Source organism: Shewanella dokdonensis, assembly GCF_018394335.1.
Classification (GTDB): domain Bacteria; phylum Pseudomonadota; class Gammaproteobacteria; order Enterobacterales; family Shewanellaceae; genus Shewanella; species Shewanella dokdonensis.
Genome location: NZ_CP074572.1, coordinates 2,998,108 through 3,024,071 on the forward strand (window position 1 = coordinate 2,998,108; position 25,964 = coordinate 3,024,071).

Consider the following 25,964-nt stretch of genomic DNA (forward strand, 5'->3'; position numbering starts at 1 on the left):
GCAGTATTAGCGTCCTTGTGTGAGAAAATACGGTTCAAGAGGTGACAATGGTTAAAGCCGCCAAAGGGTTACGGGCAGTGGCACTACTCGAAGCCACAAAAGGTGTATTGTCATTGATTGTTGGACTGGGGATCCATACCTTAGCGGGTAAAGATCTTAAACACGCTTGTGAGCAGTTATTGACACATCTGCACCTGAATCCAGCCAGTCACCTCCCGGGGATTTTTCTGCATGCAGCCGAGTCGCTGGGAAATATCAATCTGACGCTCATTGCCGTTGGCGCATTGCTCTATTCCTGTATCCGTTTTATTGAAGCTTACGGATTGTGGCACAGCATGGTGTGGACCGAATGGTTTGCGTTGGTCAGCGGCGGTATTTACTTGCCGTTTGAGGCTTATGAAGTGGTGGTGCATCATAACTGGCTGAGCATTGCGACCTTGGCTGTCAATCTGTTGATTGTTGGCTATATGGCGTGGTTATTAAGGCGCAAACCCGCGTTGGCACTCGCGCATGAGCGCAATAAATAAGCCCTGATACTATCGCTAGCGTTCAGGGCTTACACGACACTGCATCAGTTATTGGTGCTGAGTGTTTTTATAAAAGTTTTCCAAATCCTGATGCAGTGATTGCAGCGCTTCTGGATTCAGATAAATCATGTGGCCTGACGGGTAATAGCCAAAATGCACATTGCCAATCAGTGATGGGTCTAACTCCATATGTGCCAAATCGTATTCAGTGGCATGGAAGGGGTTGCCATATCGAAGTAACCATTGGCTGAAAATACCTGCCAGGCTAGGGTTGGTGCGTATGGCATTACCGAGATCATCGACCACATAAGGGGAACGAGTCTTATAACCTCGGCCGATTTGATGTTGCCAATCCCAGTTGCGGAATGCATCAAAGCTAAAGACCCGGTAAGTATCATCGGGATGATAGTTTAGCTGGTTAGCCAGATAGTCATTGAAGGTCGCCACAAATGCGGCAGACGGCGCGGTATCAGATGGATCGGTATCTGGGGTTTCACCGATGGCGTCTTTGTCCATACCGGTGAATCGGCCATCATAACGCCCCATGGTTCGCTCTTCATCACGCAGTAATTCTTTGCGGAACTGTGCTTGGCCAACGCGTAAGTTGGCATGTTTCAAATATTCAGTACTCAAGCCGGTGTACTGGTGTAACTGCTCGGCAATCTTATCCAGTTCAGCGGCTGGAAGAGTGTGACCAGCAGCTAGCGCCTTGGCAAAATCACCTTCGGCAAAGGTGCGTACCTGCTGTAGAAAAGGGGCCAGCTCGGCGGGTTTATTCGGTAGTTTATTATGGTAATAAGCCACGGCAGCAAATGTTGGCAGCAGGCCAACATATTGACGATCCAGACCTGGCGCATTGGCACCATAGTTTAGAATGCTGGACACTAAAATCACCCCATTGAATGCCATGCCGTCCTGTTGTAACTGATTTGCCAATACAGGTGCGCGCACGGTACCGTAGGATTCTCCCAGCAGATATTTAGGTGAATTCCAGCGGTTATTGGAGGTTACATAACGGGTGATAAAACGCGCGAAACCGTCTGCATCTTCGTCAACGCCAAAAAATTTCTTCGCTGGGTTTTCATCTTTGCCTGCCTTGTCTTTGGCATCGGCAGTGGCAATACCGCGGCTGAATCCGGTGTCAAACGCATCAATAAATACTAAGTCGGTACTGTCTAGCAAGGTGTACTGATTATCCAGCAATTTATAAGGTGCGGGTGGTGTCGGTGCTGCATTGGTGGTTTCAACGCGTACCGGGCCAAATGAGCCCATATGCAGCCACAGTGAAGATGAACCCGGGCCACCATTAAATACAAAAGTGATGGGCCGTGGTTGGTCTTTCTTCGACTCCATGGTGTAGGCAACATAAAACACGCTGGCAGACGGTTGATTTTTATCATTTTTGATAATCATATTGCCGGTGGTCGCCTGATATTTCAGTGTGTCACCGTTGACTTTGATCCTGTGTTCAGTCGTGACCGCTTTATCTTGCGGTTGTTCGGCTTTCTGAGTCGATGGGGTGGGTTGTGCTTGATCAGCTGCCAGCGCTTCATAGGAATATAAAGGGGCGGCCATCAATAAGCTGGCACACAACAGTGAGGCCAGAGGTAATTGACGCATGGAATACTCCGTTGCAATGATTGTTTTGGTATTACAGGTGGTTTCGTTGTAACAAAGATCCTCAGCAGGTGAAACCCTGTGACTTGTTGCTGGAAATGTCATGGATGCTTCTGTGGCGCAGTGTAAAACAGTAAATTTTAATAAAATTAAATTTATTCAATATTTTAAGTTTTTTGATGAATGGCCGTAAATATAAACTCTGTGACTAAATGACATGACTTGTTGCAATTTGACCCGCCATAGCAGTATTGCGCTCGCAGTGAAAGCTTCACTTAGCTTTGTTGACTGAGTTACGTATAATCCGCCTCAGACTCACGTTATCAGGAACATTGTGTGAACTATCTGTTGACCTATCTAAAAGGGCTCGCCATGGGGGCGGCTGATGTTGTTCCCGGCGTATCTGGCGGCACCATTGCCTTTATTACCGGGATTTACGACAAACTGCTGGAAAGTATCCGCCGTATTAATCCCTCTCTGTGGTCAGTGTTTCGGCAGCAGGGATTACCAGGGGTTATCGCACACATCAATGGCGGTTTTCTGGTGAGCTTGTTGGCCGGTATTTTGACCAGCATTTTTACACTGGCAAAACTTATTTCCTGGTTGTTGGCAATACATCCCATTCCGGTATGGTCATTTTTTTCGGGCTGATTTTGGTTTCTGTGTACCATATGCTGCGGCAGGTGCGGGGCGGTTTTTCCTTATCGCGCATCGGTTTATTTGCCGTCGGCGTAGTGATTGCCTGGGCGATTACCGTGATTAATCCTGGGCAGGTGGAAGCCAGTTACCTGAATATCTTCTTGGGTGGTGCGATTGCTATCTGCGCCATGATTTTGCCGGGGATTTCTGGCAGCTTTATCCTGTTGTTACTGGGGCTTTATCCTGCGGTGCTTGGTGCCGCCAAAAACTTGCAGTTGGATATTCTTGGCTGTTTTGCGGTGGGCGCAGTGTTGGGGATCCTCTGTTTCAGTCATCTATTGTCGATGTTACTGAAGCGCTGCCGGGATGCCACGCTGATATTTCTCACCGGTCTGATGCTAGGAACTTTGGGTAAAATCTGGCCTTGGAAACAAACGCTTAGTTGGCGTACTAACTCGCATGGTGAACAGGTGGCATTGCAACAACAGGATCTGTCGCCATTTACTTATGAACAGCTTACGGGTCATTCCCATCAACTGGCATTGGCGTTGGTTTGTGCCATTGCCGCTATTGTGTTGGTATTAGCCTTGGATTATCTGGGCAGTCGCAATCGTCATAAATGATCTGGCGGGTGTTAAAAGCGCTTGCGGGCGTTTTTATGCGATATGGTTCTGTTGGATTTCGTTAGATGACACCCGAGCGAGTGGGCAAACTGTTCGCGATAAGTGCCGAGGTGTCAATTTCTGCCGTTTTGCGACACAACGTATTACCGCCATTCGCTGGGCTCCAACAGGTTTCTAAGTCTAGGTTGGTCAAATCCGGTTAACCCACCTCCATTAGCAACTGGACGCACTGCGCACTTGAGTGGTAAGCCAACAACGCAAGATAGCGTGGCAACCTGGGATTTGGGGTCTGCTTTATAGGTAAAACATAACAACATTACTGGCATTATGCCAGCACACAGGCGCTGTGCTTGATGACGTGGAAAACCAGTGACAACCTCAAAACCGAAGATCGCACGTTACCACCATAGTAAGTCGTTACCATTGAGTATCAGCACTGATTCAACCTGGCACCTAGCCAAACAACCGTTTCGTTTTTGGTTGAGGAGCTGACAGTATTACAGTTCTCCAGTAATTAATGCTTTTTATGTTATTTATAGTGAAATATGATTGCGTTTTAATTAATGATGAGAACCAATTATGGCGCGTCCAGATCTTAATTTACTGTTGGCGTTAGATGTACTGCTTGATGAAGGGAGTGTGATAGGCGCAGCGCGGCGGATGAATCTGAGTCCTCCGGCAATGAGTCGCACGCTAAGTCGTATTCGGGAGGCTTTGGGTGACCCGGTATTTGAACAAGTTGGTCGCAAACTGATGCCAACCCCCAAGGCTTTAGCGCTTCGCGAACAGGTGCGACAGGCAGTGGCCCAGGCTACACAGGTATTTGCGTCTGATAGCGAGATTGACCTGAAATCGCTGGATAGACGTTTTAATGTTCGAGCGACTGATGAGTTCTTGAGTATCTATCTGGGCCAGCTTTTGGGCGCTATGGCGACAGATATGCCCCGAGCGATGTTGCGTTTTTCTCCAGAGGAAGATGACGTAGATGAAGAGGCGTTGCGCAGTGGACGTATCGATCTGTTTATCAGCGGTTCGCGTAAACTCGGTCAGGAAATCCGTGTCCAGCCGCTGTTCACTACCACCTTTGTTGGTGTCGCCCGAGTGGATCATCCGATTTTCGACGGTGACGTTACCCTTGAACGTATCACTCGTTGGGAGCATATCAATGTGTCACGGCGCGGGAAATCCATAGGCCCAATCGATACAGCGTTAGAAAAATATGGTGTGCATCGACATGTCTCTTTGATTGTACCAAACCCTTATACCGCATTGTTTGCACTGCAGGATTCAGACTTATTGCTGCCGTTGCCAAAACACCTAGCCAGCAGCGCGCTTGCTGCAGGGCTGCACATTCGTTTGTTTGAACTACCGACGCCTCTGGAAACTGTGTTGCTGACGCAGGCATGGCATCCACGCCTAGATAGCGATCCCGCCCATCAATGGCTGCGAAATACCATTCACTCTTTGTGCAACGAGTATGAAACTTCGGCGAAGAAGTTGATAACACCATGACAGATTTTGCTTTTCAATAAGTGCGTAAAACGCAATCATAATGATGCGATAAGTTCACTTTTCGAAACTATTTGCCTCATCTACAGTGGTGGAAATAATTCACTGTAGAGGGCCGCAAATGTGCGTTCTGTGAATCTGTTATCCACAGTTACCCGCTTTTCTTCCGCTAGTCTTTGTCGATGTTGGGAAAAGGCCATTCGTTGTCTACCATATCTAGATCTGACAACGCCGCGTGCGACTTACGTAATGCGCTCGCTTCTTGCTGCCTGTCTGGCGTTGGTATTGGCCTATTGGTTGGATATCGATGCACCATATTCTGCGGCATCCAGTGTACTTTTGGTGATCAACCCGGTTCAAGGTGCCGTTATCGGTAAGGGCGTGTGGCGGGTCATCGGCACCCTTATCGGCATGCTGGCAGCATTTATTCTGATTGCAGAATTTGGTCAGATGCCGTGGTTGTTTATGCTGGGTTTTGGTTTTTGGCTCGGTCTCTGCGTCATGGGAATGACGCTGTTACGTCATTTTCGAGCTTACGGCGCAACCCTCGCGGGATACACCGTGGGGCTGGCGACTTATGGCGCGATGCAACATCCAGAATTGGCGTTCGATCAAATCATGGGGCGCGGTACTTCCGTGCTGATAGGTGTGATGAGTCTTGCTGTTGTCTCCACGCTCTTCAGTGCTCGTAGCATACGCGCTCGTCTGCAGACTCAGTTGCATCGGTTGGCATCGGCCACAGCCGAGATCCTAGCGACCAATCTTAGCGTACTTCATTGTAAAGGCGATGGAGGGAACAACCCCTAGATGCTGGCAGGTTGCGGCTTATTGTTGAAATCTATGGGGTGGATGATCTGCTGGCGCAGGGTAAAGCTGAATCCGCCGATTTGGCGCAACGGGCCGCGACCGTTCGCCATGCGATGGTGTCTTTATTTTCCGCCTTGGTTGGTGGTGCGCCAATGTGGCAATACACTGCTAATTTATGGGCATTGAGGGCGTTTCAGCCAACATGGGAACAGACCTGGCAGCATGTCAGCCATGTCCTTAAAGACCCCGCCGATGCTGCTGGCGTAGAACGTGCTGTGCAGTTATTGTCTGAACTGCGGGTGCAACTGCGCACCATCTTCACTGAGCATATCCCCAATGATGAGTCTGAGTATGCCGCATTAGTGATTGTTGGCGAGCAACTGCTTGAACAGCTCGATGACTATCTTGGAGCACTTAAAGGTATCAGCCGATTCCATCAATGGCGGCCGATAGCCACATCAGTTTCGGTACCGTTCAGTCGTGACAAGTCGGCAGCCTTACAAAATGGCCTGCGTGCGTTGTTGACGGTAGTGCTGGGCGGGGCATTCTGGATAGTCACTGGCTGGTCGTACGGTAATCTGATGTTGGCCGGATTAGCGGCGTCCTGCGCATTGTTGTCCACGGCACCCAATCCGGCGCTTGGTGCTGTTGAGTTCATCAAAGGCACCGTGATTGCGGTGGTGATGGCATTTATCTGTACTTTTTTGGTATTGCCTTATGTCTCTGGGTTGCCGTTACTGTTGGTGATCATGGGACTGTTTTGGTTGCCAGGAATTTACGCCACGACCTTGCCCCGTTATGGCTTGGCTGGGGTAACTTATTTGGTTGCCTTTACGACGCTGGCTGCAACTGATAACCCGATGCACTATGACTTTCCACTATTTCTGAATGGTGCAGTGACCTGGATTCTGGCGACATCTTTTACGCTGCTTGGGTTTCAGATCATTCTGCCACGTAATTTTTCACGCGATGTAGCGCGTTTGCGCCTTACGATTCGCGATGACACCCTCGCCATCTTGAAAGGTAAGCGAACCATCGGTGCCAGTGCTTGGCAATGGCGTCAACAGCATCGTACAGCGCAACTGGGGGCACTGCTCAAAACGCAACCTGAGCTGATGGCGCGGGATGTGGCGAATGCTATGGGCAGCATCCATTTGGGACGGGAGCTATTGCGCTTACGGCATTGGTTGCGGCAAACAGCCCTAGAGTCGGAGTCGCGTCACTTGATTACCACCGCTTGGCGTTACATCAGTCGCCGTGCTGCTGAGTATGCGCTAGCCGCAAAGCATGCCCGCCGAGCGGCAAAGTCGTTGTCACGTTTACTGTCGCAAGAGAACTCCGCTCTAGATGAGGGAAAGCGCCTCGTCATTGTGTTTCTCAATATTGCGACATTACTTGAAAAACATGCAAATTACTTTACTCAACGACCCGGAGTTCACGCTAATGCTGAGTGAGTTTGCTATCGCTGGCATCTACTTGCCACCCTTTTTCGTCTATGCGTGTGTGGCGTTGCCGATTTTCTTAGGCATGCGTTTCCTGCTCGCGCGCGCTGGTGTGTTTCGCTGGGTCTGGCATCCGGGATTGTTCGAGTTTGCGCTTTCCCTTTGCTTAGTCTCGATATTGGTTCTTTATGTTTAGGTGTTGATTCATTATGGTTGCTCGCTTATTGCCATTAAAGTCTGTGGTCCGCGCAGGTGTTACATTGATAGTGGTTATTGTCTCTGGCGTTTTGTTGAACGCTCTTTGGGATGCATACGTCCTCAGCCCTTGGACGCGCGATGGCCGCGTGAGTGCGCAGATTGTGCGGATTGCGCCAGAAGTGTCTGGCACGGTATTGAATGTTTCGGTCTCTGATAATCAGTTCGTCAAAAAGGGCGACGTACTCTACCGTATAGATCCCGCCCATTTTCAACTATCGTTGGCTCAAGCGGAAGCGCAGTTAGCTGCCGCTAACGCGTCGTTACGCCAAAAAACCGAGGATGCTAGGCGACGCCGTCGCATGGAAGGTTTTGTGTCTGCAGAGGATATTCAGCGTGCCACGCAGGACATGGCCATCGCCCAAGCTCAACAACGCAGCGCCCAGGTCGCAGTGGCGATGGCAAAACTGGATATGGAACATACTGTCTTGCATGCCCCTGTTGATGGATACATTACACGCCTGCGCTTAAATAAAGGGGATTATGCCGTGGCCGGCGAGCCAAATATTGCACTGATAGACGCTAATAGTTTCTGGATTACCGGCTATTTTGAAGAAACTAAACTGCATAGTATTCACCCTGGGGCTGCTGCGCAGATCCGATTAATGGGCGTTGAGCAGATGCTGCCGGGGCGAGTGGTCAGTATCGGACGCGGCATCACTGACGCCAACCAGCAAGTCGATGCCCAAGGACTGCCGAGCGTGGAGCCTAGCTTTAGTTGGGTGCGTTTGGCGCAGCGAATTCCGGTGCGGATTGCGTTTGAGCAACTCCCGCAAAACCTAGTGTTGGCAGCGGGCATGACCGGCAGTATTGAGGTGGAAACATCCGCCAGCAAATCACCACCACCAGGCCGGCTCATCTCACTGCTACATCAATGGATGTAAAGGGGTGCTCAGGCATTAGCGCTTTCGTCGAGTCCCAGTAATTGCTCTTTTGGCGGAGAAACGGGAGCTTGGAGTTGCTGCGTTGGTTTGTCTCATATCCCTAAGCCAAATTCTGTAGCAACTTGAGCTGACTGCTATTGTTGATTTGTTGATCTTTTAATGTGGTTTTAACAGGAAAGGCCTACAGGCCTTAAGAGCCACTATACTGGCCGCGGCAGAACATAAGCCCATGTCTCATATATGTATTCATCCAAGGCCATAGATGTCGGGGATGTGGCATGAAGGTTTATGCCAAAATATACTTATACAATATTTGAATTCTGTATAAGTTTGTGTCTTACTTGCTGTATAAAGTTATACAGGAGCAAGAGATATGTATAAGTTTGAGCCTCATTCTATACGACTTGGCATCAGTGCTTGCCTGTTAGGTGAAAAGGTACGTTTTGATGGCGGTCATAAACGCTCGCTATATTGTCGTGAGTTAACGCGTCATTTTGAGTTTGTCCCCGTTTGCCCTGAAATGGCGATAGGTCTCGGCGCTCCTAGACCTAGCATCCGGCAAGTACAAGTTGCCGAGCAGATCCGCATCCAGAATGTGAAAGGGGAACTGGATGTTACCGATGAGCTACAGCGTTACTGCCAGCAGAAAGTGGCCACACTAGATTTTTTGAGTGGTTATATTCTTTGTGCCAAATCGCCCACCTGTGGCATGGAACGGGTCACTGTTTATAAGGATGGGACTAACAACGGCAGTAAATCTGGCGTCGGCGTGCTGGCTGCTGCTTTACAGCAACGCTGGCCGCAATTGCCAATAGAGGAAGAAGGGCGATTAAATGATCTGCTTATTCGGGAAAATTTTTTCACCCGGGTTTATGCTTATCACGATTGGCAAATACTGCAGCAGTCAGGTGTTAGCCGCCATAAACTCACCGACTTTCATGCGCGCTATAAATATCTGCTGTTGGCTCATTGCCCAAAACTGTACCGAGCGCTTGGGCCGTTATTAGCCGATACCAGCTTGCCGTTGGCATTGGTGTCTGAGCGTTACTTCGTAACCTTCATGGCGGCGTTAAGTCATCAGGCCAGCCGTAATAATCACACCAGTGCTTTGCAGCACATTCAAGGCTACTTTAAAAAATTCCTGAATAAACAACAAAAAGCAGAATTGAGCCGGGTGATTATGGATTATCGCAAGGGGTTACAGCCATTATTGGCTCCTTTGACCTTGATTAACCATTACTTGCTGGAATTCCCCAGTCCTTACATCTCAAAACAGGTTTATCTTAAGCCTCACCCGCAGGAGCTGAAGTTACGCTATGCCTACTGATGAAATGTCGTATCTCTCTATTGGTGAAGTGGCCAGACGTACCGGGGTAAATCCTATTACGCTGCGAGCTTGGCAGCGGCGGTTTGGACTGGTAGTGCCAGCGCGTACCCCCAAAGGACACAGGTTATACAGCGAGGCCCAAGTGCAGCAGATAGTGGAGATCCGCCACTGGCTTGAACGCGGTGTAGCCATTAGCAAGGTGAAACCGCTGTTGGAAGGCAGCGCATACGCTGAGGCAGCGCCTGTTGCTGAAGTTGACAGCGACTGGGCTAAACTGGCACAGGCACTCACCCAAGCAACTCTGCAACTGCAGGCCGCGGCATTGCAGCAGCGTCTTGATGAAGCCAGTAGTCTGTATCCACAAGCGGTGCTGCTGCAGCATCTTGAACAATGGCTGTCACTTTTGCGCCAGCAGCTGGCTGCACGGATTGACGGGCAACTGCTGAGCTCTTGGCTACACCATCAGTTACAGCAATGGCTGTGGTGGCGCGCCGCCAAACTGTTAACCCAGAAAGCCCCTAGCGTATTGCTGTGTCAATTGGGCGGGCAGCCTCAGTGGAGTGAGTGGTTGCTTACGCTGTCTTTGGTGCTGGGAGGCTATTATCCGCATGTGCTGGGGGAAATTGTGAATGTTGAAACGTTGCAACTGCTGGGAGAACGGCAACCATTCTGTGCGGTATTGCTGTTGCCTGCCGCATCCAGTAGCGCCAAAACTGTAGCGCAACTTAACCAATTGGCGCAGGAAATCGCGTGTCCGCTATTGCTTGGTGGCGAGTTTGCACCTTTGGTGTCAACAAGCTCCGCCGTATTTCATCTGCTGCAAGCTGACGACGATGTTTGCACGGTACTCCAACAACTTAGCGGAGTGAGTCATGGGTAATTCCCGGTCAGATACTACGGTTTTCATGTGGTTTCGCAACGACTTGCGGCTAACTGATAACCAAGCATTAACGGCTGCCTGTGAGCAGGCCCGCGCCCTTAATGCCAAAGTCAAAGCTGTGTATCTGGTAACACCCGAACAATGGCGTTTGCATGATGTTGGGGTTAGACAACTGGACTTTATCCGGCGTCATCTTCATCTATTGGCGCGTTCTTTAGCGCTGCTTGGGGTGGAGTTTGAACTCTGGCACTGTGCTCGCTATCGTGATGTCGCCTCATTGTGGCAGCAGCAACTGCAGCAACAACATGGCGTGGCAATCCATGCGGGTAAAGAGCCGGAGTTCAATGAAATCTGCCGCGATCAGCAGTTGTTGGAACAGGGGCTGCCACTCTATTTGACTGACGAGCACTGTTTGTTAGCGCCTTTGCATGTGCTGAATCAAACCGGTGAAATGTATCGTGTATTCACGCCTTTTTCGCGGCGCTGGCGTGAACAGGCGAGGCGTTTTGCTATTGTGCCATTACCTGCACCCACGCCTATCGCTACGGCATTGAATGATGCCCAGCTTGAGACCACTCTGGCGCGGATAGAACAGTTATTTCAACCGCTTACCAATGAGGCCGACACTCGCGCCTGGGCTGCTGGCGAAGGTGAGGCTAAACGGCGGTTGCAGCAGTTTATGCGGGACGATGTGAGTGATTACCAACAGCAAAGGGATTTTCCCGCCTTGGCGGCGACCAGCAGTTTGTCACCATATCTGACCTTGGGCGTGCTTAGCCCAAGACAATGTTTTGCCGCATTATTGGCTCGCTTCCCGGAAGTCCTTAATGATGATACCAGCCCTGGACGCTGTTGGTTAGCAGAACTGATATGGCGGGAATTCTATCGGCATTTGCTGGTGGCGTTTCCACAATTGAGTAAAGGTGGCAATTTTAACCCGCTCGCAGATGCCATTGTCTGGCGTAACCACCCAGCCGAGTTTGCAGCATGGTGCGCCGGAAAAACCGGTTACCCGATAGTCGATGCCGCCATGAGGCAGTTGAACACTAGCGGCTGGATGCATAATCGCTTGCGGATGATAGTCGCCAGTTTCCTCAGTAAACACTTGCTGATTGATTGGCGTTGGGGAGAGCAATACTTTCGTCAGCAATTGCTCGACGGCGATCTGGCAGCAAATAATGGCGGCTGGCAGTGGTCGGCTGGCACTGGGTGTGATGCTCAGCCCTGGTTTCGTATTTTTAACCCCATCAGCCAGAGTGAAAAGTTTGATGCGGATGGCAGCTTTATTCGGCACTGGCTCCCTGAACTTGCCGCGGTACCGCTAGCAGAATTGCATCGGCCCCAGGCTGGCAACCGCCTGGTTGGCAAGCATTATCCGGCACCAATAGTGGAACATAGCGCGGCGCGCGTACGCGCTTTAACCGCGTTAGCCGTACTGAAAAAGGCTGATGGAACCGCGACCATTGTCATCTTGGTCGCGGTATTTCGTCACTCATCACTATTGGGCATTTTGGGTGTAATACTGCTGCGGAAACAGGGCTTGCAGCCGTTGAATATGCTGATCGCCAGCATTGGCAGATACATGCAATTGCACCTTATCACTGACTTGTTCGGCGCGGATAACACAGGTGAGTTTGGATGACTTCGCCAGGTTACGGCATTCCCGCGCAAATTTTTCTGGGATCTTGCCGTAATGCGATACCAAGCGCCCCTGCTTAAACTTCATTTCAAACAGTGTGCGCGAACCTCGACGCCCGGCAAAAACCAGTTTGTAGATAATAAACAGCGCAATGACAATAAACAGGATCTTCAGCGCATAGGCCATGACTGGACTCCTTGCATGCAGTGACTCAGTGAAATCTTTGATGAATATAACGACAGAACTCGCTGCTTACTGCTGCTTACATCACATCCGTATCACATCTATTTAGCTGCGGTTAGCTTGGGGAAAAACGGCGGTTTATGTTAACGTGCACCCATCTCAAATAAGGCGATACCAAGCGTATCGGTTGCCATTTCAGATGCCGCTGAATTGTGTATTGCCAATGGCGAGGAGTTAACATGGAACTGCAATATCCCCAGTTGTTGCGACAACAGGCTTACATTAATGGCCGTTGGTGTGACGCTGATAATGGTCAATGCCAAGTTGTGACAAATCCGGCTAACGGTGAAGCCTTAGCCCAAGTAGCGGTACTCGGGGCGGCCGAAACCCAACGCGCGATTGATGCCGCTCAAGCCGCCTTGCCTAAGTGGCAGGCGCTGACAGCGAAAGCGCGTGCTAGCATTTTACGGCGCTGGTTTGAATTGATTATTCAGCATACCGACGATCTCGCACTGTTGATGACCAGCGAACAGGGTAAACCATTAGCCGAAGCGCGTGGAGAAGTCGCTTATGCCGCGTCATTTATCGAGTGGTTTGCGGAAGAGGCTAAGCGAATTTATGGTGATACCATTCCTGGGCATCTCGCCGATAAGCGGCTGTTAGTATTAAAGCAAGCCGTTGGGGTTACCGCTGCCATTACGCCGTGGAATTTCCCGGCAGCGATGATCACTCGCAAAGCCGCTCCAGCATTAGCTGCCGGCTGCACCATGATCCTCAAACCCGCCCCACAAACGCCGTTAACGGCATTAGCGCTGGCACAACTGGCTGAAGAAGCGGGCATTCCGGCGGGCGTATTCAGTGTGGTTCCCGGCGATGCTATCGCCATCGGCCAGGTGTTATGTGACAGCCCGATAGTGCGTAAGCTGTCGTTTACCGGCTCTACCGCCGTGGGTAAACAGTTGATGGCGCAGTGCGCTCCAACCCTGAAAAAGCTCTCGCTGGAGTTGGGCGGAAATGCTCCGTTTATTGTGTTTGATGATGCAGATTTGGATGCGGCCGTAGACGGAGCCATCATTGCCAAATACCGCAATGCTGGTCAAACCTGCGTGTGTGCTAATCGCCTTTATGTTCACGACAAGGTTTACCAGGCGTTTGCTGAAAAACTTGCCGCTAAAGTTACCGCGCTTAAAGTGGGGGCCGGCATTAATGATGGCGTAGTTATCGGCCCGTTGATTGATGGCAAAGCCTTGGAAAAAGTGCAGTCGCACTTGCATGATGCGCTGGATAAGGGCGCAAAATTGCTGTGTGGTGGGCAACTGTTAGCCGGCAATTTCATGACGCCAGCAGTGCTGACCGAAGTTACCAGCCAGATGAAAGTTGCCCGCGAGGAGACCTTTGGCCCCATTGCGCCGCTATTTCGTTTCCATGATGAAGCGGAAGTTATCGCCATGGCGAACGATACCGAATTTGGTCTGGCCGCATATTTCTATGCCAATAATTTATCTCGGGTTTGGCGGGTTGCTGAGGCACTGGAATACGGGATGGTGGGCATTAACACCGGTCTGATTTCCAACGAAGTAGCACCTTTTGGCGGTATAAAAGCCTCTGGACTCGGGCGCGAAGGTTCTAAATATGGCATCGAAGAATATCTGGAATTGAAATACCTGTGTATCTCGGTATAAGTGTGCGGGTGGCCTAACAAAAAAGGGAGCAATGCTCCCTTTGGCGACAGCGCCGATATTAACGGCGGTTATCTGTGGTCAGTGCAGACACGGTATCCGCTACATTGCGAGAGCCCTGTAGAATCCCTTGCATGACGTCTTCGACTAAAACTAACTGTTCCTTACCTTGCTGGGTGGCCGTGGCGACGGATGAGATACTTTTAGTTGCTTCATCAGTAAATAAGCCGTTCTGTTTTACCACCTCAGAAATCTCTTTGGTCGATGTACTGGTGCGCGCTGCCAGTTGCCGAACTTCATCCGCTACCACAGCAAAGCCGCGCCCCTGCTCACCGGCGCGGGCCGCTTCAATGGCGGCATTCAGTGCCAGCAGGTTGGTCTGATCCGCAATACCGCTGATGGTGGACACTATGGCCTCAATGTTGCGGGATTGCTCGTTCAGCTTTTCAATCGCTTTAGTGGCTTTCTGTACCTGTTCAAAATTGGCATTGGAGGTGCGTGTAACGGTTTCTAGCAGACCGGATGCCTGCTGCACTTTGTCAGTAGTACTAATCGCGGAGTCTAACGCAATACTGGCGGCTTCGCGGGTAGCTTCAGACTTTTGAATTCGTTCCGTAATATTGCTAGCAAATTTAATGACTTTATAGATATTGCCGGAAGCATCCCGTACCGGATTGTACGATGCCTCCAACCAGATCACGTGACCAAATTTATCCAGTCGTTTAAACAGCCCAGACTTATACTGACCTTTAGCCAGATCATTCCAGAAACTCGGGTTTTCACGGTAGAACGCATCTTCACAGAAAATCCGATGATGCTTACCTTCAATCTCTTTGGCGCTATAGCCCATGACACTAAGAAAATTCTCATTGGCATATAGTATTTTCCCCTGCGGGTCAAATTCAATAATCGCCTGAGATTTTCCGAGCGCTTCGGTCACCGCCCGTTGGTTGAGGTTACTGTCGTGATCGGCCGTGACATCGGCGGCGATTTTCATCACCGCCACTAATTGGTTGTTTTCAATAATCGGGAAGTAAGTGCTTTGTAACCATATTTGCTGCCCGGCAGCGTTACGCCGAGGCACTACGCCACGGAACACTTTCCCCTGCCGTAACTTTTCCCAAAATGTACTGTATTCACGGGAAGCAACATATTCAGGAAAACATAAGTCTTTATGTTTCATATTCAGCAGTTTGTCGATGTCATAGCCAGAAACATCAGCAAACAGTGCGTTGGCTTCGATGATGGTGCCATCCAGGGCAAAAAAGATACAGGCCATGTGCTGCTTAATGGAACCAAGAATGGCAAGCTGCTTTTGCTGTTCTTGCTGGAGTTTTACTGCTTTGTTGTCTGGTGACTTCTTGAATAGAGTAAATGTCATTGGCAACGTTCCGGGTGATTGATGATTAAGAGTCTAGGCCTTTTCCATTAACCGTTGCCTGAGAGATAACAGCAAGGCGGTTATCTGATGGCTGCAACGGTATACGGCATTTAGGCTGTCGCAGGCATCCATGCAGCTATTGTGTCATTTTTGATGTTTCAAAAATCACGACCAGATCATTGTAGCAGGATTTTGAAAAAGCAATATAAAGCCACCAGACGATGGCTTTATATTGTTATGGAGATTTTTAGACGTTTTCTGGAATGCGCTGCAACACTGCCAGCAATAACTGCCAATATTGGCCTACGGTGGTGATATTGACCATTTCATCTGGGCTATGGGGGAAGCGAATAGTGGGGCCGATGGAAACCATATCCATTTCAGGATAAGGCTTTTTAAACAGTCCACACTCTAGACCTGCGTGGATCACCATGATCACCGGTTCTTTATGGTAAATCGCCTGATAGGTGTCACGCACAATGGCCATCACTGGTGAGTTGTTATCAGGTTTCCAGCCAGGATAAGCGCCGCTGAATTTCACTTCTGCGCCAGCTAACGAAGCCAGTGCTGATAACTGGCCACACACATAATCACGGCCAGAATCAATGAGGGAACGCACCAGACACAGTACGGTGATCTGCTGCTCCGTCATGGAGACAACCCCAAGGTTCAGTGAGGTTTCGGTCACGCCTTCAACCTCGTCACTCATGCGGATAACGCCGTTAGGACAGGCGTTAAGCAGTGCTAACAACTGATGTTGCGTGGCTGCGGTCATCACTTCATTAGCAGCAGGAATTTCGGTGAGGGTGAGTTTGACATCGGCATCCGCAATCGCCAATTCACTGCGTAACAAGGCTTGATATTCACTGACGGCTTGCTGCAATGCGGCTATCTGGGACGCCGCGACATTGAAGCTGGCATCGGCTTCGCGTGGAATGGCATTGCGCAGCGTGCCACCTTGGAAGTCAATCAATTGCAGCCCGAGTGTAGCAGACTGTTCGAACAGGAAGCGCGCCAGCAGTTTATTGGCATTGCCTCGTCCAAGATGGATATTTACGCCGGAATGCCCGCCCTTGAGGCCGGCAAGCATCAGCCGGAAACTGTGGCTGTCTTTACTGGCAGGTTGATGGGATAACGGCAGGGTTAATGCTGCATCTACACCACCGGCGCAGCCCATGTAGATTTCGCCTTCCTGTTCTGAGTCGGTATTGATCAGAATTTGCCCACGTAATACGCCTGCTTGCAAACCAAAGGCTCCAGTCATGCCAGATTCTTCATCCACGGTTAGCAAGACTTCCAACGGGCCATGCGCAATATCGTCACTTTGTAAGATTGCCAGCGCTGAGCACATCCCAATACCGTTGTCGGCACCTAGGGTTGTGCCGCGGGCTTTGACCCAATCCCCATCGATCCAAGGTTCAATAGGATCTTTAGTAAAATCATGTACTTTATCAGCATTCTTTTGTGGCACCATATCCATATGCGCTTGGAGCACAACGGGTTTACGGTTTTCCATACCAGGGGTGGCAGGTTTGCGGATAATCAGATTACCGACTTTTTCTTCAATCACTTCTAGCTGTTTGTCTCTGGCCCAGTTTTGGATGAACTGGCTGAGCGCGGCTTCATGTCCAGACGGACGCGGGAAGCTACAAATCTTTTCAAACCATTGCCACAGAGGCTGGGGGCTAACTGGCTGAGATCGGACACGTGAGACTCCTGAACTTAAATGTTTCTGAACAATGACACTGGATTACCAGCGTAACGATTGTGGGCGAGTTTACCATAATCTGTTGCTGGGTGCCTGTTCTGACCACGGCAATGTTGCACGGAATTGTCATGGTAAATGCTATCAGCAAGGACAATAACGCTAGAAAAATAACGCGAAGGAGCCGTGCAGTTAACGTTTGTAGCGGTGACCGATGCGGCAGCAATATCACCATGACAACAAGAGGATTTTGCCAACGTGGCAGATGTCTCTGCCGCTGCGGATGTGAGCTCGGCTAAACCTGTGGCTTCTTCGCAAGTGGTGCGCGGGCATCAACTGGCGACTGCCTTTATGTTGCGAGCCTCAGGTTTGGCGGCGCATGGTGGCAACGCTGACATACCATTACCTTATAGCCATCTTGATATTGCCGGGGCAGCCATCAGTGGCAACCCCGATTATGGTAAGCCTACGGCAACCCAGCTGCTGGCGCTGTGGCGTTATCTCAATCGGCGTTGAGGCTCAACGTCTGCGGCATTTGATTTTCTTCGGGGCAATTCTTGCTGCATGTTGTGGCCGAGATGGATTGTTTAAGCGTAAGACTTCTATTTGTTGATTTTTTCCAATTCGCGTTGAATGCTATGAATTATAGAAAATTGATTAAAATCAGTAGTATTTCAATAAATTTAGATTTATTGGCAGCATGTTAACACCATAAAAACAATATTATTTGTAACTAAAATACAAAAAACTTTCAAAATGAAATTATTTTGCGCGTAAACTTGTAATTAAATTTCATAAGCGTATTATTTTTAGCTGTTAGCGATGATGTCATTGTTGGTTGGCCGAGTGGTCGTCCACGGTGTATTGCTCCAACTCTTGAAGCGTCCCCAATCAATTCTTGGGCTGGTAGCGTAAAATCCACCGTGTTAACAGCATGCTGTTAAACCTTTTCGACTAAGCATATGACTGGGCTCAGAAAGCACTCCATCTTTCTGAAATCATCCCCATCGCTATTTGGCCACGTTAGTGGTTGCTTGTTGATACAGATTTCATAGCAGGGGAATTCCTCTGTCTAGCTAGTCTGTTTGTGCAAATAGTCCCCAAGTCTATGGGCGTTTAAAACATTTTTTTTGCTCCTATGAGCAGGTTTTTTTGCCCAAAATCTCGGCTGGTGGTTTTGTGATCAGCCAGGCAATTGCATAACATCGTCAATTCTTCCGCTATTTTGTCTGGTGTGCTTTGGGCAAAGTTTTTATAATCGGCGGCTGCCACACAGTTTTGTTAAATAACTGTTACTAACCCTTACCCTACATAACATAATATTCAAGGAACCTGGTTCCATGCTGGAAAAACTATTCAAACTTAAACAACATCAGACATCGCTTAAGCAGGAAGTGCTGGCGGGGATCACCACCTTTCTGACTATGGCTTACATTATTTTCGTCAACCCTAGCATGCTGGCAAATGCCGGTATGGATCAGGGCGCGGTTTTTGTTGCCACCTGTCTTGCCGCGGCTGTTGGCTGCTTGGTGATGGGCTTACTGGCGAATTACCCAATTGCCTTGGCGCCGGGAATGGGCCTGAATGCTTTTTTCACTTACACAGTAGTTGGCGACATGGGCTACAGCTGGGAAACGGCGCTAGGCGCAGTATTTCTGTCGGGCTGTTGTTTCCTGATTTTATCACTGGTACGTATTCGTGAGTGGGTGGTGAATTCAATTCCTATGTCATTGCGGATGGGGATTGCTGCGGGCATTGGTTTGTTTCTGGCGTTGATAGGTCTGCGCGGTGCCGGGATTGTTGTGGATAATCCAGCCACCTTAGTTGGCTTAGGCGATTTGACCTCTTTTCATGCTGTGATGGCCGTTCTCGGGTTTCTGCTGATTATTGCTTTTGTGCACCGTGGTTATAAAGCGGCGGTGATCATGAGTATTCTGGCGATTACCGTACTCGGGCTGCTGTTTGGTGATGTGAAGTATTCCGGTATTGTCTCTATGCCACCATCGATTGCCCCTACCTTTATGAAGATGGATCTGGCGGGCGTACTGGACATCAGTATGATCTCCATTGTCTTTGCATTTCTGTTTGTGGATTTGTTTGATACCTCAGGTACTCTGGTAGCGGTGGCACATCGTGGCGGCTTTCTTGACCAAAATGGTCGTTTACCCCGGCTTAATCGGGCGTTGACCGCCGACAGTTTGGCCACTATTGCGGGGGCGGCGTTAGGTACCTCAACCACCACTAGTTACATTGAAAGTACTGCGGGTGTCAGTGCCGGGGCCGTACCGGATTGACGGCGGTCGTGGTGGGGTTGCTGTTTGTGGCTGCGTTGTTTATTTCACCGTTGGCGGGCATGGTTCCAGCATATGCCACTGCGGGCACGCTGTTTTATGTGGCGATCCTGATGACCTCCAGCTTGCTGCATGTGGAGTGGGAAGATTTAACAGAAGCTGCGCCTGTGGTAGTGGCTGCGCTGATCATGCCGTTTACCTATTCGATTGCTAACGGCATTGCTTGCGGTTTTATCACTTACGCTGCAATCAAAATTCTCTGTGGCCGTTTCAAGGATCTCAACGTTGGGGTAGTCGTGCTGGCGTTGTTATTTATTGGCAAATTTATCTGGGCCTGAACTGCATAATCACTAAAGCCGCCGCTCTGGCGGCTTTTTTTATGGGGATTTCAGCGATTTCCTGCCCTTAGCCGCTAGGAATCTTGGCGGGGATTGGGTATAAGATGAGTCCCTGAAACATTTTTTTACAGTAGACGATGGACCTTTCAAACTGCCGCTACAAACGGGTAGTGATAAAACTGGGCACCAGCGTGCTGACATCTGGCAGTAAAAAGCTCGATAAAGCACATATGGTGGAATTAGCCCGACAGATGGCGACCTTAATGCGTAGCGGTGTCGAAGTGGTGTTATGTACTTCCGGGGCTATTGCGGCCGGACGTGAACATCTGCTTTATCCAGATCTGCCCGATACCATTGCTAATAAACAGTTGCTGGCTGCGGTAGGGCAAAGTCAGTTGATCTTGGCGTGGGCGCAACTCTTCAGCATTTACGGGCTGCATGTTGGGCAACTGTTGTTGACCCGTGCCGACTTGCACGATCGCGAGCGCTATCTGAATGCTCGGGATGCGCTAACGGCACTGCTGGCACAGAACATTATTCCCATCATTAATGAAAACGATGCGGTTGCCACTAATGAGATCAAAGTGGGCGACAATGACAACCTGTCAGCGCGGGTGGCATTGCTGTGCGATGCCGATTTGCTGCTGTTATTGACCGATCAGAAAGGCTTGTTTGATGCCGATCCGCGTACGCATCCCGGGGCACACCTGATCAGTGAAGTGGCTAATATTGATGACAATCTGCGAGAAATTGCGGGCGACTCGGTATCTGGTCTCGGTACTGGCGGCATGGCAACCAAGCTACAGGCGGCGGATATCGCCAGACGTGCGGGGATCGAGGTAGTGATAGCGTCGGGTCATCATCCTGACGTTATTATCAAAGTGAGTAGTCATCAAGCGGTTGGGACTCATTTCAGCCCCACCGAAAACCCGCTAGAAAGCCGCAAACAATGGATCCTTGCCGGGCCTAAGACTAAAGGACGCTTGCTGCTGGATGCTGGCGCGGTCAAGGCGGTATCAGAAAAAGGCCGTAGTCTGCTGTCTAAAGGCATTACCGCTGTCGAAGGTAATTTTGAACGTGGGGCAACCGTGGAACTCATGGATCAAAACGGCCATAAAATTGCGCGGGGTATCAGCCGCTACAGTGCGGTGGCTCTGCGTATTATTGCCGGTAAACATTCTGACGATATTGAGCCGCTGCTGGGCTATGATCATGGTGACGCAATCGTACACCGCAACGATATGGTGGTTTTATGAGCGATACATACCTGCAACAGCTAGGGCAGCGGGCGAAAGAGGCAAGTTTCGCTTTGGCAAATCTCACCGCTGCTGATAAACGAAAGTTACTTCAAGCGATTGCTGATGCACTGCAATTGGCGAGCAATGATATTGTTGCGGCTAATGCCAAAGATGTTGCCGCCGCTCAAGCTGCGGGTTTAGATGCCGCGATGATTGACCGTTTACTGCTGGATCATAAACGTCTGGCGGCCGTGATTGCCGATATTAGTAACGTGGTCGCATTGCCAGATCCTATCGGCCGCGAGTTCGATTCGCGCTTGCTCGACAATGGTATCCGCTTGTGTCGCCGCACTGTTCCTCTGGGCGTTATCGGGGTGATCTACGAAGCTCGGCCCAATGTCACGGTGGATATTGCCGTGCTGGCGCTAAAAACCGGTAATGCAGTGATCCTGCGAGGTGGTAAGGAGACTGTTAATTCTAATCTGGCACTGGCAAAAGCTATCCGGGCTGGAATTGCAAAGTTTGGTTTGCCTGAAGATGCGGTGCAGCTCATCGATAATCCAGATCGGACTTTGGTGACCGGGTTGCTAAAACTGGATCAATACGTGGACATGATAGTGCCGCGTGGCGGCAGTAAACTGCAGCGTTTATGTGCTGAGCAAGCAACCATCCCCGTTATTCTGGGGGCATAGGAATTTGCCATCTGTATCTGGATAAAGCGGCTGATCTGTCGCGTTCAACGTCGGTGATCATCAATGCTAAAGTGCAGCGGCCAACTGTGTGTAATGCACTGGATACTTTGCTGGTACATGAAGCCATTGCCGAGCATTATCTGCCACAACTGGCTGCGGCTTTGTCCGCCGAAGGGGTGAGTTTGGTGGGCTGTGAAACCACCCAACGTTTGCTGCCTGGCTTATGAGGTGCGTCCGGCGAGTGACGAAACCTACAACACCGAGTGGTTGTCTTTAACACTTGGCATAAAAGTGGTGGCTAATTTGGACGCAGCAATTGCCCATATCCGGCAGTATTCCAGTGGTCACTCCGAAGCGATTCTTACCAATGACATTACCGCTGCGACGCGCTTTATGAATGAAGTGAATTCGGCGGCGGTGTACCTTAATGCCAGCACCCGCTTTACTGATGGCGGTCAGTTTGGTTTAGGGGCAGAGGTTGCCGTCAGCACCCAGAAGTTACATGCGCGTGGTCCAATGGGGCTCGAAGCATTAACCACCTACAAATGGTTGGCGGTCGGGGATTACACCTCCCGCAGTTAATGCTGTAACTGCTATTACACTATGATAAAGGCCCGCAAAAGGGCCTTTATCATATATGAATACAACCGTTTATTCGCTCTTGATCTCAGCAAAACTGCCGCGACATAACGCCGCTAGTGCTTCTGGTGCCAGACAGATTTCCAGACCACGACGTCCGGCGCTGACATAGATTTCAGCAAAATCCTTGGCGCTACTATCGATAAGGGTTGGCAGCTGTTTTTTCTGGGCTAACGGGCTGATCCCGCCGACCAGATAACCCGAGGATTTTTGCGCCAGTTGTGGATCGGCCATCACCAATTTTTTCTGTTTCAGTGCCTTAGCGGCGGCTTTCAGACTCAAATGGTGGTTTACTGGCACCAAGGCTACTGCTAATGGCGCGCCTTTTTCATCACTGCTGACCAGTAGCGTCTTAAACACTTGCTGCGGATTTAATCCAAGCGCGCTGGCAGCTTCTTCCCCATAAGATGCGGCATTTTTATCGTGATGATATTCGTGCACGCTGAAGCTAATCTTGGCTTTATTGGCAAGATCGATTGCAGGTGTCACACAGACCTCCTAAACCAATTAACACAGAGGGTGCTTGTCACAAGGTACGCCGGATCCGCGGTTTACGGTGATTGCCCAGATGCGGTAATAACTGCTGCAGCAATAACGCCAGGATAATCAGCCCGAGTCCAGCAAGGGTTGATGGCAGAATAGTTTCACCCAAGATCACGGCAATAAAACACATCGACAATACCGGTGACAAAAACACCAGATTACTGATGCTGGCGGTACGGGTAGCCGTTTTTAGTGCCATTAACCACAGCACAAAGGTTATGCCCATTTCAAACAACCCCACGTAGGTGCCTGCCAAAAGTGCTTTTACACTTAAATGTGGCAGTGACTGGGTGGATACCAGCATCAAGGTGATACAAGGCAATGCTACCAGAAAACTCAGTAACAGGCTGACTACAGGATCGCCTTTATCCTTAGTGTTAACAATCCAATACAGACACCACAGCAAAGTGCCAGTAAAACACAGCCCAATCCCTAGCGGATTTTCAAAGTGCATGGTGGCGATATTGCCTTCAGTCGCTATCACCAGTACCCCAAAGTAAGCAATGAGCGCGGCGATGATATCAGCGGCACGCAGTTTCTGACTCAGCATGGGCACCGACAATAGCGGCAGTAAAATGCCCCAGGTGTAGTTCAGCGACAGCGCCTGTTGTGCCGGCAAGATATCATAGGCTTTGAACAGTACCAGATAGTAAAGAAACGGACTGAGCATGCCTGTCTGTAAATAAAGTAATGGTCTGGCTCGAAACTGTTGCCACAACAGCGGCAGTTTATGCTGCAGTCCCAGAATTAATAACAGGCAGAGTGAGGACACAATGGTGGCCACAAACACCAACTGCAGTGGCGTAAAAAAGTCAGGGCAATTTTAAACGCAGTGGCAACTGTGGACCACAGCAGCACTGCCCCTAGACCATAGGCAAAAGCCAGGGAGGATGTTTTCAACGATGTCTACTCAACTCAGTAACACAGGGATAAAAGCCGCACTACGGTTGTAGTGCTAGCGGTAAGTTGCGCGTATTTTAGCGGCACTTTATGAAAAAGGTTGCGTTTAAGATCAATTTTTTTAACCGAGCCCTTGTAAAGCAAAATCGCGCCCCTATATAGGGGTTAAGGCGCGATTTGGGTAGTTTGGCAAAGGCCTTGAAATCAACAACTTTGCCCCCAGATCCATAGCAGATGATTATTTTAGTTCGAAAGAAAAGATTTTTCGGAGGACCTCATGGGTAAAATTATTGGTATCGACTTAGGCACAACTAACTCTTGTGTTGCCGTTCTTGAAGGTGGCAAACCGCGGGTTTTGGAAAATGCTGAAGGCGATCGCACCACTCCTTCAATCATTGCTTATACCGAAGATGAGACCCTGGTAGGTCAGCCGGCCAAACGTCAGGCAGTGACCAACCCGGCCAACACCTTCTTCGCAATTAAGCGTTTGATTGGTCGTCGTTTTACTGACGATGAAGTACAGCGTGATGTAAGCATCATGCCGTTCAAAATTATCAAAGCCGACAACGGTGATGCCTGGGTAGAAAGCCGTGGCAAGAAAATGGCCCCTCCTCAGGTGTCAGCCGAAGTGCTGAAGAAAATGAAGAAAACTGCAGAAGACTTCCTCGGTGAACCAGTGACCGAAGCGGTTATTACCGTGCCTGCATACTTCAACGATTCTCAGCGTCAGGCGACTAAAGATGCTGGCCGTATCGCCGGTCTGGAAGTAAAACGTATTATCAACGAACCTACTGCTGCGGCACTGGCGTACGGTATCGACAAGAAACAGGGCGATAATGTGATTGCCGTGTTCGACCTTGGTGGTGGTACTTTCGATATCTCTGTCATTGAAATTGACAGCAATGACGGCGATCAGACTTTTGAAGTGCTGGCAACCAACGGTGATACTCACTTAGGTGGTGAAGACTTCGATAACCGTTTGATCAACTATCTGGCTGACGAATTCAAGAAAGAACAGGGCATCGACTTGCGCAATGATCCGCTGGCGATGCAACGTCTGAAAGAAGCGGCTGAAAAAGCCAAGATTGAACTGTCTAGTACTACTCAGACTGAAGTTAATCTGCCGTATATCACCGCAGATGCTACCGGTCCTAAGCACTTAGTGGTGAAAATCACCCGTGCCAAACTGGAATCGCTGGTAGAAGACCTGATCACCCGCTCACTGGAGCCTGTGAAAGTCGCCTTGTCTGATGCAGGTTTGTCAGTCTCTGAGATCAACGAAGTGATCTTGGTGGGTGGTCAGACTCGTATGCCTAAAGTACAACAAGCCGTGGCTGACTTCTTCGGTAAGGAACCACGTAAAGACGTGAACCCTGACGAAGCGGTTGCGGTTGGTGCGGCAATTCAGGGTGGGGTGTTGGCTGGCGACGTGAAAGACGTGCTGCTGCTGGACGTAACACCACTGTCTCTGGGTATCGAAACCATGGGTCAGGTAATGACCAAGCTGATTGAGAAAAACACCACTATTCCTACCAAGGCGCAGCAGGTGTTCTCAACAGCCGAAGATAACCAGAACGCTGTGACTATCCATGTGTTGCAGGGTGAACGTAAACAGGCCAGTGCCAACAAGTCTCTAGGTCAGTTCAACTTGGAAGGTATTGAACCGTCACCACGCGGCATGCCACAGATTGAAGTGACTTTTGATATCGACGCTGACGGTATTCTGAATGTGTCTGCTACCGATAAGAAAACCGGTAAGAAACAGGCCATCACCATTAAAGCTTCTTCTGGTCTGTCTGACGATGAAGTAGAAAAAATGGTACGTGATGCTGAAGCTCACGCAGAAGATGACAAGAAGTTTGAAGAACTGGTCAGTGCCCGTAACCAGGCTGATGGTCTGGTGCACGCTACCAAGAAACAGGTAGCCGAAGCGGGTGAAGCCCTGAGCAGTGACGATAAAGCGAAAATTGATGCTGCCATCAGCAAGGTAGAAGCTGCGGTAAAAGGCAGCGATAAAGAAGCTATCGAAAAAGCCACTCAGGAACTGATTGAAGCCTCTGGTAAATTGGTAGAAATGGCTCAAACGCAGGCGCAACAGGCTCAGGGTGGTGCTGAATCAGCCCATCAGGGTAACAACAGTAACGCCACTGCCGATGATGTCGTTGATGCTGAGTTTGAAGAGGTTAAAGACGACAAGAAATAATCAGGCTATCTTCCCTGATTAAT

17 protein-coding genes and 6 pseudogenes are annotated in these 25,964 nt (G+C 49.8%); 16 read left to right on the forward strand and 7 right to left on the reverse strand.

Features of this window, described 5'->3' with window-relative positions; translation table 11 throughout:
- Nucleotides 1-47 precede the first annotated feature (47 nt).
- Nucleotides 48-527 (forward strand): DUF2127 domain-containing protein, encoded by a 480-nt coding sequence (locus KHX94_RS14405; RefSeq protein ID WP_213681168.1) that lies wholly within the window; start codon nt 48-50, stop codon nt 525-527.
- A gap of 48 nt (nt 528-575) precedes the next feature.
- Here KHX94_RS14405 and KHX94_RS14410 read toward each other — a convergent pair whose 3' ends face one another.
- Entirely contained in the window at nt 576-2,147 is a 1,572-nt protein-coding gene (locus KHX94_RS14410; protein WP_213681169.1) for a S10 family peptidase, read from the reverse strand.
- A gap of 369 nt (nt 2,148-2,516) precedes the next feature.
- On the opposite strand from KHX94_RS14410, the pseudogene KHX94_RS14415 reads away from it, so the two are divergent.
- From KHX94_RS14415 to phrB, 9 genes and pseudogenes are all read left to right on the forward strand, one after another.
- Nucleotides 2,517-3,406 (forward strand): annotated as a pseudogene (locus KHX94_RS14415) (polyprenyl-phosphate transporter).
- A gap of 579 nt (nt 3,407-3,985) precedes the next feature.
- Nucleotides 3,986-4,918 carry a LysR family transcriptional regulator gene (locus KHX94_RS14420; protein WP_207569930.1) on the forward strand — a complete coding sequence of 311 codons (933 nt, stop codon included), beginning with the start codon at nt 3,986-3,988 and terminating at the stop codon, nt 4,916-4,918.
- A gap of 246 nt (nt 4,919-5,164) precedes the next feature.
- Nucleotides 5,165-5,722 carry an FUSC family protein gene (locus KHX94_RS21220; protein ID WP_213681170.1) on the forward strand — a complete coding sequence of 186 codons (558 nt, stop codon included), beginning with the start codon at nt 5,165-5,167 and terminating at the stop codon, nt 5,720-5,722.
- A gap of 11 nt (nt 5,723-5,733) precedes the next feature.
- Entirely contained in the window at nt 5,734-7,176 is a 1,443-nt protein-coding gene (locus KHX94_RS14430; RefSeq protein WP_213681171.1) for an FUSC family protein, read from the forward strand.
- The gene (locus tag KHX94_RS21855; RefSeq protein ID WP_189618059.1) at nt 7,166-7,360 is read left to right on the forward strand and encodes a DUF1656 domain-containing protein; all 195 of its coding nucleotides are present in this window, start codon (nt 7,166-7,168) and stop codon (nt 7,358-7,360) included. The genes KHX94_RS14430 and KHX94_RS21855 overlap by 11 nt, the downstream gene beginning before the upstream one ends.
- Nucleotides 7,361-7,373: 13 nt before the next feature.
- Nucleotides 7,374-8,303, forward strand: coding sequence for an efflux RND transporter periplasmic adaptor subunit (locus KHX94_RS14440; protein ID WP_213681172.1), 930 nt, complete (start codon nt 7,374-7,376; stop codon nt 8,301-8,303).
- Between the two features lie 373 nt (nt 8,304-8,676).
- Complete coding sequence (locus KHX94_RS14445; RefSeq protein WP_213681173.1) at nt 8,677-9,630, forward strand: YbgA family protein; 954 nt, start codon at nt 8,677-8,679, stop codon at nt 9,628-9,630.
- Entirely contained in the window at nt 9,620-10,510 is an 891-nt protein-coding gene (locus tag KHX94_RS14450; protein ID WP_213681174.1) for a MerR family transcriptional regulator, read from the forward strand. Before KHX94_RS14445 ends, KHX94_RS14450 begins: the two co-directional genes overlap by 11 nt.
- Nucleotides 10,503-11,900, forward strand: a pseudogene (gene phrB, locus KHX94_RS14455) (deoxyribodipyrimidine photo-lyase); the annotation flags it as partial. The gene KHX94_RS14450 and the pseudogene phrB, both read left to right, overlap by 8 nt.
- A 108-nt stretch (nt 11,901-12,008) precedes the next feature.
- Here phrB and KHX94_RS14460 read toward each other — a convergent pair.
- Nucleotides 12,009-12,335: a DUF3634 family protein gene (locus KHX94_RS14460; protein ID WP_213681175.1), complete on the reverse strand. Its 327-nt coding sequence runs from the start codon at nt 12,333-12,335 to the stop codon at nt 12,009-12,011.
- A gap of 236 nt (nt 12,336-12,571) precedes the next feature.
- On the opposite strand from KHX94_RS14460, the gene gabD reads away from it, so the two are divergent.
- Nucleotides 12,572-14,014: an NADP-dependent succinate-semialdehyde dehydrogenase gene (gabD, locus tag KHX94_RS14465; protein WP_213681176.1), complete on the forward strand. Its 1,443-nt coding sequence runs from the start codon at nt 12,572-12,574 to the stop codon at nt 14,012-14,014.
- Nucleotides 14,015-14,072: 58 nt separating this feature from the next.
- Here gabD and KHX94_RS21860 read toward each other — a convergent pair whose 3' ends face one another.
- The 3 genes and pseudogenes from KHX94_RS21860 to KHX94_RS14475 form a co-directional block, all read right to left on the reverse strand.
- Complete coding sequence (locus KHX94_RS21860; protein ID WP_425314071.1) at nt 14,073-14,546, reverse strand: methyl-accepting chemotaxis protein; 474 nt, start codon at nt 14,544-14,546, stop codon at nt 14,073-14,075.
- A gap of 66 nt (nt 14,547-14,612) precedes the next feature.
- Nucleotides 14,613-15,392: pseudogene (locus KHX94_RS21865) on the reverse strand (PAS domain-containing protein); the annotation flags it as partial.
- A gap of 247 nt (nt 15,393-15,639) precedes the next feature.
- Nucleotides 15,640-17,133 (reverse strand): aminoacyl-histidine dipeptidase, encoded by a 1,494-nt coding sequence (locus KHX94_RS14475; RefSeq protein ID WP_213683455.1) that lies wholly within the window; start codon nt 17,131-17,133, stop codon nt 15,640-15,642.
- Between the two features lie 222 nt (nt 17,134-17,355).
- On the opposite strand from KHX94_RS14475, the gene KHX94_RS14480 reads away from it, so the two are divergent.
- The 4 genes and pseudogenes from KHX94_RS14480 (at nt 17,356) to KHX94_RS14495 (ending at nt 22,238) form a co-directional block, all read left to right on the forward strand.
- A complete protein-coding gene (locus tag KHX94_RS14480) occupies nt 17,356-17,613 on the forward strand; it encodes a hypothetical protein (protein ID WP_213681178.1) in 258 nt (85 codons plus the stop codon).
- Between the two features lie 824 nt (nt 17,614-18,437).
- Nucleotides 18,438-19,726 (forward strand): annotated as a pseudogene (locus KHX94_RS14485) (NCS2 family permease).
- Between the two features lie 137 nt (nt 19,727-19,863).
- Entirely contained in the window at nt 19,864-20,982 is a 1,119-nt protein-coding gene (proB, locus tag KHX94_RS14490; RefSeq protein ID WP_213681179.1) for a glutamate 5-kinase, read from the forward strand.
- Nucleotides 20,979-22,238 (forward strand): annotated as a pseudogene (locus KHX94_RS14495) (glutamate-5-semialdehyde dehydrogenase). Before proB ends, KHX94_RS14495 begins: the two are co-directional and overlap by 4 nt.
- A 69-nt stretch (nt 22,239-22,307) precedes the next feature.
- Here the strand turns inward: KHX94_RS14495 and ybaK are convergent.
- Together ybaK and KHX94_RS14505 are read right to left on the reverse strand one after the other, a co-directional pair.
- Nucleotides 22,308-22,784: a Cys-tRNA(Pro) deacylase gene (gene ybaK / locus KHX94_RS14500; RefSeq protein ID WP_213681180.1), complete on the reverse strand. Its 477-nt coding sequence runs from the start codon at nt 22,782-22,784 to the stop codon at nt 22,308-22,310.
- A 37-nt stretch (nt 22,785-22,821) separates the two neighbouring features.
- Nucleotides 22,822-23,738: pseudogene (locus KHX94_RS14505) on the reverse strand (DMT family transporter).
- Between the two features lie 277 nt (nt 23,739-24,015).
- Between KHX94_RS14505 and dnaK the strand changes: the two are divergent.
- On the forward strand, nt 24,016-25,941 hold the full coding sequence (dnaK, locus tag KHX94_RS14510; RefSeq protein WP_213681181.1) for a molecular chaperone DnaK: 1,926 nt from the start codon (nt 24,016-24,018) through the stop codon (nt 25,939-25,941).
- The last annotated feature ends 23 nt before the right edge of the window (nt 25,942-25,964 follow it).